Origin of the sequence: Pseudomonas sp. BAV 4579, assembly GCF_009765395.1 — a bacterium.
Taxonomy (GTDB): domain Bacteria; phylum Pseudomonadota; class Gammaproteobacteria; order Pseudomonadales; family Pseudomonadaceae; genus Chryseomonas; species Chryseomonas aestiva.
Genome location: NZ_WHOV01000146.1, coordinates 1 through 5,817, shown reverse-complemented (window position 1 = coordinate 5,817; position 5,817 = coordinate 1). Strand labels below are relative to the sequence as shown.

The 5,817-nt window shown below is 45.5% G+C and carries 5 protein-coding genes and 1 pseudogene; 1 reads left to right on the top strand and 5 read right to left on the bottom strand.

Annotated features, from left to right (window positions below; all coding sequences use genetic code 11):
- Nucleotides 1–333, bottom strand: a pseudogene (locus GSQ95_RS22640) (lytic transglycosylase domain-containing protein); the annotation flags it as partial.
- A gap of 1,073 nt (nucleotides 334–1,406) precedes the next feature.
- Between GSQ95_RS22640 and GSQ95_RS22635 the strand changes: the two are divergent.
- Nucleotides 1,407–2,060 carry an HD domain-containing protein gene (locus GSQ95_RS22635; protein ID WP_256664692.1) on the top strand — a complete coding sequence of 218 codons (654 nt, stop codon included), beginning with the start codon at nucleotides 1,407–1,409 and terminating at the stop codon, nucleotides 2,058–2,060.
- A gap of 126 nt (nucleotides 2,061–2,186) precedes the next feature.
- Here GSQ95_RS22635 and GSQ95_RS22630 read toward each other — a convergent pair whose 3' ends face one another.
- Genes GSQ95_RS22630 through GSQ95_RS22615 form a run of 4 tightly spaced genes read right to left on the bottom strand, consistent with a single transcriptional unit; the run spans nucleotide 2,187 to nucleotide 5,570 of the window.
- Entirely contained in the window at nucleotides 2,187–3,173 is a 987-nt protein-coding gene (locus tag GSQ95_RS22630) for a hypothetical protein (RefSeq protein ID WP_158895900.1), read from the bottom strand.
- Complete coding sequence (locus GSQ95_RS22625) at nucleotides 3,170–3,661, bottom strand: nucleoside-diphosphate kinase (protein WP_158895898.1); 492 nt, start codon at nucleotides 3,659–3,661, stop codon at nucleotides 3,170–3,172. The genes GSQ95_RS22630 and GSQ95_RS22625 overlap by 4 nt, the downstream gene beginning before the upstream one ends.
- Nucleotides 3,662–4,744 carry a DegT/DnrJ/EryC1/StrS aminotransferase family protein gene (locus GSQ95_RS22620; RefSeq protein ID WP_158895896.1) on the bottom strand — a complete coding sequence of 361 codons (1,083 nt, stop codon included), beginning with the start codon at nucleotides 4,742–4,744 and terminating at the stop codon, nucleotides 3,662–3,664.
- A 4-nt stretch (nucleotides 4,745–4,748) separates the two neighbouring features.
- Nucleotides 4,749–5,570, bottom strand: coding sequence for a hypothetical protein (locus GSQ95_RS22615; protein WP_158895894.1), 822 nt, complete (start codon nucleotides 5,568–5,570; stop codon nucleotides 4,749–4,751).
- Nucleotides 5,571–5,817 lie beyond the last annotated feature (247 nt).

Sequence of the window (5,817 nt, the reverse complement as noted above, 5' to 3'; positions counted from 1 at the left end):
CAGCTCGGCGAGCATCTGCGCTGCGACTTCCAGGTTCTTGTAGGGGTTGAGCGCTTCACTGGGCGAGACGCCACGACCGAAGCGATGGCCGTTCCAGCCCATATTGACCTGGGCGATGCCGACGTCGGCGCGCTTGGCGCCGGCTGTGCTCAGCGCGACCAGCAGCGAAATGCAGGCATTAGCGCAGGTGGCGAAGCGATAGCCGGCGCCAGCGACATTGAGCGTCCAGGACCAGGGGACCAGCTGCGCGCCCCTCCCGCGTAGTCGGGTGCCGCTCTCTTGCAGAGTGGCCTCGGAGGGAATGCCCGCCTTGTGATCGTAGTTATTGGCCAGCCGCCAACGGGGCCCGACGGCGTTGTCGCCCTCGCGCACTGGGTAGAGCTCGCTGAGCTGGGTGCCGCCGAGCGTAATAATGGAAAGGAAGCCCCCACTACAGCGGTGCGTGACGCCGAAAACGGTGAAGGAAGGAGGCCTCTCGATCGGCTTGGCTAGTACTGAGTTGCGCGCGATCGCTGGCGTGCCGCGCTGCTTGGGGACAATCAGTAGGGGCGGCGCGTTGGCGGGCTCCACTGCTTTTTTACGCATGTCCCCAAGGTCGCTTTGCAGCCTTTCCAACTTGGCCTCAAGCACCATCAGGTCGCCTGCTTGAGCCACCCCATCCAGGACGGCCTGTTTTGCCCGCTGGGTTTCCACCAGCATGGCCTGGCCGGTATAAATACGCTGTGGCAGCGCCTGCTGACTTGCCCGGAAGACCGCATCTTGGACAGGCTTGCTGCTGGCGAAGTGATCCAGGCGATCTTCCATTCCATCCAGGCGCAGAATGATCGCTTTGACCAAATCTTGATCAGTTGTAGCGTCGAGGTCGTGCTTGACCTGAAGGAACAGGTATAGAGATGCGCCGAATAGGGCGGTAAAGCCGGTCGCAACAAGTGTTTGCGATAGGGAAGGGCGCTTCATAGGGGGCCTCGCACAAGATGTCTTGCACGGTCGCAGAAGCGTAGGAGAGGGTCAGCAGGAAACCTTATCTAGCTCTCAGGAGGTTAGGCTGAGGGTTGACTTGCCTAACGCTGCCCTCGCTCGACGAATCGAATAGTGATTACCTATCTATCAGTTGGTGCTCGTCTGGCACCATTGACAGAGTGATTAGAATTAACGGCTTGCTCAAATTACGCGTCTACGATGGGGGGTAATATGATACGTAATTTTTCTAAGGATAAATCATAAAGCGAATTATGAATTGTCTAGAATCAATGTGCGTTATTTTTGCGCATTCATCTGCAGGATTTTTTGTGCGCCTGAGGAAAAGACCATTAAGCATGATGCCGGTGTATTACTAGTGGTTGAGCGGCGTAGGCCAACAGAAATCTAAGAGTCTTGTTTGTTTAAGGATACGATGAGGAACTGAAATGAATAGTATAAAAGATGAAATGTATCTGCTTCCTGATGAAGCTTCTAGCTATCTAGGTTATTTGAATGATAGCGGAGACGGCTCTCATGACATATCTCACATTCTTAGGGTATGGGCTAACGTTAAAAAAATACAAAAAGTGGAAGGAGGAAGTTTAGAAATACTTCTGGCGGCAACGATCCTGCATGACTGTGTACACGTAGAGAAAAGCTCGTTATTGCGGAGTAGCGCTTCGACGATATCGGCAGCTAGATCACGCGAAATCTTAAAAGAACTAAATTGGGATTCACAAAAAATTGATCTTGTGACCCACGCTATAGAATCCCATAGTTATTCGGCTGGAATCGCGCCTCAAACGATTGAGGCTAAAATCTTACAAGATGCGGATCGGTTAGACGCAATTGGAGCTATAGGCATCGCAAGATGCTTTTATGTGGCCGGAAGGATGGGCTCCGCTCTATATGACCCTAACAATCCTCAAGCTGTTAGCAGAAAGTACCAGGATAAGAAATATGCTATCGAGCATTTTCACGTGAAACTCTTGAATTTATCTGACGACTTTAAGACTAATGAGGGTATTAGGTTGGCTGAGATAAGAGCCCTAAGGTTGCGCCGTTTTGTAGAAGAATTTATGGAGGAAATTGAGGGGTAAATTGAAAAAATGGTTGTGCAAGATGAGTATAAGTTACGCTTAAATTAAATCGGCGTGGTAATCGTCATGGTGAAGCTTAGTATGCCGCTATTGATGCAGTTCAGACTGCTTAATTGCCTAGGCATGCTAAAGTCCCCAGTAGTTTTTACTTAAAAGTCTTTCTATATTAAAATTATTAATGCCTATAGCTGCTTTTCTGAAATCAAGAGCTCTGTTTCGCTCTGCTGAGAAGTCTCCTGAGAGCGTAAGTAATTCTGAAACGTCCAGAGCATCCTTTAAGGGGGAAGAGCTACCTATCGTTTGATAGAAAGCAGCAAAGATTTTTTTCAACAGAAACATCATGTGTAAAAAAATAGCGCTGGGCTCGCTATGTCGGTAGTCGCTCGAATATAGAATTTTCATGAGATCTGTCATTATATGATCATGTGTTGAGGGGAGCTTGTTGGCATAATTATACAACCATTTTCTTCTAAAGTTGGTGTTGAAATTTAAGTGGGTCAACGCTTGTAATTGTGTGATCAAATACTCGCGCAGCAACTCATTGGCGAGAAATTTCTCTTCCGAAAAATACATTCCAAAAATATCTTTCATGTCCTCGTACGACGCTGCGATCGAGTTAAATCTCATAACGCTATATTCGGGGATTTTGATTTCGGCGATATAAGTAGATAGGCATTTGGAACCATATATTGGCGTTGCAGTGAGTAGGTTGTGAAGGAGTCGCGACTCTTTAAAGCTTGGAGTGGCAGTGAATAGGCTGAGATGGTATACGCGACCAGCAATGCTAGCTTCACTCACGCTACAGAGTACGCTATGAATCTCGTCCTCAATCCAGTGCTCAAAGTCGATATTAAGGCACAAATCCTCTAGATAAATTTCTTCAGATCTCGATTGTACTGAAATTTCCCTTTCATTATCAGAAGAGTGAATGACAATTATATCAAGATCAGAAAGGCTGTTACCTATACCTTCAATAAAAGATCCGCATGCAAATAGACAACGAACCGAAGACAAGTCCAGTAAGTTAAGAATGCGCTGGACTGGAAGCTCGATTTTTTTGGTTCGAACTGAAATTTCAAGAAAATCTGATGACATCGGTAGTAGTACAGTCATAACCAACGATGGCCATGTTCATCCCACGCTTCTTGGCTGGAGAACTCTTCTCCAGTCTTATAGTAGTTCAACAGCTCCGACTCTTTAAAGAATATGCTGATATGCCTTTTAGCTTCCTCTTCGCTGTCAGCTCGGTGGATGACGTCTGCGCCAGTCCAACTACTATAAGTTTTACGCAGGGACATGCTAAGATCGTCTTCTGGATGGCTCTTAGTGCCAGCAAGACTAAAGAGCGATTTTATCGCTTCATTTCCTTCAAAAACACAAGGGATGCAAGGCCCAGACATCATCACTGCGCGAAACTGCTGTTCGAAACTCTTACCTCTTATCTTTGGATATAGAGCATAAAACTGCGAATCGCTCAGCATAATGGCTTTAAGTCCTTTCAGTTTGAACCCGCACCTTTCAATCTTGCCTAGCAGAGATCCAACTAGTCCGCGGTGCACGGCATCAGGTTTTATAATAATCAGTGTCTGATTTCTAGCCATTTAGGAGACCTCTCTTTGTACATTGTTAAGAATAGAGCAGATGTCAGCGATAGTAGTTTTTGATATGTCGGGGTGAACAGGAAGGGTAACGCAACCTTCGATAAAATCATGCGTGTTAGGCAGTTGTAATTTTTCGCTTGAAAAGAGCTCTTTCCGGTACTGTCCAGACCCATAATTTAAGTAATCTGTGGTAATTCCAAGCTGCTTGAGAGGTTGATGTATCGAGATAGGATTTTCTATCTGTGGATAGAGCGCGAGCAGGTAGTAATTTGGGGCAGCTTCCTTAAATGACATCTCTTTCCAAAATTTTCCATCGATATTTGCTTTAATGCTATTGGCGTTTTCCGTTCTCAGCTTTATCTGGCTCGTCACATGTTTTAGTCTTGAGTTGCCTAGAGCTGCTTGCAAAGCAGATAGTTTGTAATTTGGTCCATACATGTCTCCCTTCATCCCGCCAAGCCTTATAAATTTCCTTATCTTTTCAGCGTCAATTTGGTTCTTGCACACTACGAACCCACCTTCCCCTGTAGATAGCAGCTTTCTATCATGAGTGGAAAAGCAACCGAAGTCTGCAATGGTTCCAATCATTTTTCCGGCATCAAGGGCGCCGATCGCTTGCGCTGCATCCTCAATAGATGCAATACCCCTTTCTGTACAATAATTTACGATGTCACTATACCCTGCTGGATATCCCCAAAAGGGTAGGCATATTACAGCTTTGGTTTTATCAGAGACGGCAGCTTTAAATGATTCAAGCGTTATAGACTGACAGCACTTGCTTTCTATATCGACAAAAACTGGCTTAGCCCCCACTGCTAGGACCGGCAGTATCGTAGGGATTGGCGAAATTCCTGGCAATATTACTTCATTACCATCTCGCACTCCTGCAGCTACAAGAGCGGCATGGATGGCTGCAGATCCTGAACTTGTAGAAACGACCTTGGAGTCGAAGTAACTTTCTAAAGCGGCTTCATATTCTTCAACTACCACAGAGGTTCCCGAAAGTTGCTGTTTCCGGAGAGCCTTCTCCAAAGCAACTTGGTCATCTTCGCTAAAATGGGCTAAGTATTTGTCAGAAATCATGGGGTCACCTGATAGATCTTGCATAGAAACGAAGTAGCCAACGGCGTCTAGCGGTGACGCTGTCTTCATTAGGAGCAGTAGAGCGACCGTAGATAGAGCGCATGTTATTTATAATTAATAAGTCTCCTGCAATAAGGCTTATATTTTTCTCATGGAGCGGTAGTCTATCTTTAAAAAAATTTAGGGCTAGCTTTGCTTTAGGGGATAAAGGTAAAACTTTGGAGTGGCTAAATCTTACAAAATATTTTCCACTTACCTTGTCTATCGCCAATAGGCTCCTGGGCCGCTCATGCAAGATGAATGATCTAGGCATATTCCAGCTTGCTTGTATGCCTATCAGGTAATTCTCCCCAAGTAATGTGTCTATGTGTATATCGGGTAGGCCATCAAGAACATCATCAAGCGGATAGACAGTCGTGCACACATTCCCTGGATTTCTTATGCAGTAGAGACCTATTAACTCAGGTATCTGTAACTTTGATAGAGGCTTTTCGGTCGGGAAGTGCAAGAAGGCACCGTCCGTATGTCCTCTTAAGTGCTTCAGTGATTTTGGATCTTTTTGGTCTGGCGTTATATGAGTGAACGCAGCACCAAAGTTCTCGTATTTCATTATGATAGGTGAAATTAATGAGTTAACGAGCTTTGTCGATAAGTCTTGATAAACTGCAGCTAATATTCCTTTTTGGTCAAGCGCGAAAGCACTGTGAGGATAAGATTTAATCAGTCCATAGGAAGAATCAAATCTTTTAAAAACCGCATATCCCTTGTCAAACGCAACATCAATAATTTCATAGGGACTTTGTACGTCAAGAATTTCATAAATCACAATGAGAATCCCCAGCCCGACTTTTGAATTTATTAAATTCGAGCGAGGCGCCGTACATGTGTATTAAGAATCGAAGATGTGCGCTTCGCCTAAGCAAGGTTCTCTTCGTGCCATCACCGTGGCAACCCCTCAAGGGCGGGCTTTGTGAGAGATTTTGCGATTTCTAAAAAAAGCGAAAATCCGGCAATTTGATATCATTATTCTGGAAGCGTTGCTATTACTGGCTCACCGGCGTTTTGATATCTTT

Excerpts from the sequence above, each read along its gene's own strand:
- GSQ95_RS22635 (WP_256664692.1), top strand. The coding sequence starts at position 1,407 with ATGAATAGTATAAAAGATGAAATGTATCTGCTTCCTGATGAAGCTTCT.
- GSQ95_RS22630 (WP_158895900.1), bottom strand. The coding sequence starts at position 3,173 with ATGACTGTACTACTACCGATGTCATCAGATTTTCTTGAAATTTCAGTT.
- GSQ95_RS22625 (WP_158895898.1), bottom strand. The coding sequence starts at position 3,661 with ATGGCTAGAAATCAGACACTGATTATTATAAAACCTGATGCCGTGCAC.
- GSQ95_RS22620 (WP_158895896.1), bottom strand. The coding sequence starts at position 4,744 with ATGATTTCTGACAAATACTTAGCCCATTTTAGCGAAGATGACCAAGTT.